The organism is Polaribacter sp. BAL334 (assembly GCF_015767435.1).
In the GTDB taxonomy this organism is placed as follows: Bacteria; Bacteroidota; Bacteroidia; order Flavobacteriales; family Flavobacteriaceae; genus Polaribacter.
In genome coordinates, this window is record NZ_JADWOV010000242.1 from 1 (window position 1) to 563 (window position 563).

Sequence of the window (563 nt, forward strand, 5' to 3'; positions counted from 1 at the left end):
ATTCAAAGATTCAATTCTGATAAAAATCCGTTCAAAATAAACTTTATTCCGCACGATTAAAATTATTCTATTTTCTGTCAGAATTAGAGAGTCAAATTTTTTTCTTTTCAAAAAATATATTGCTGAAAGTATAGAAACACAATTATTGAGAATTGTTTCAAAAAAAGATTGTTCAGATTCTTTTTCCAATAGAACAATTCCAGATTCGGCTTTCAAAATGTTATTAATTTCTTCTTTCGTCATTTTGGGTTCTCGAAATTGTTTACAACGTGTTTGTACAAGATTAGTTGCTGTGTTTAAGCACTAAATTTAGTAAATAAAAACTGACAAAGAAAATCCGCGAGAATTTTCGTAAGTAAGCAAAATGCAAGCAATTAATTTTGTACAGTGTTAGCAGCTGTTTTTTAATTTCGGTTCATAATTTTTAGGAATTGTAACATTATTTTCAGATTTCTCAATTAAAATTGCAAGTAATTTTTCAATATCCTCACTTTTGTATTCTGAAGTCTTTATACTTATTCCAGATTTTGACTTAAAATCCAGTTTTAAATTTTTATTAAATC

At 26.1% G+C, this 563-nt stretch carries 1 protein-coding gene; it reads right to left on the bottom strand.

The features are described from left to right. Positions 1 to 243, bottom strand: a 243-nt coding sequence (locus IU405_RS15630) for a hypothetical protein (protein WP_231749505.1), incomplete at its 3' end; no start/stop codon positions are given. Between the last annotated feature and the right edge of the window lie 320 nt (positions 244 to 563).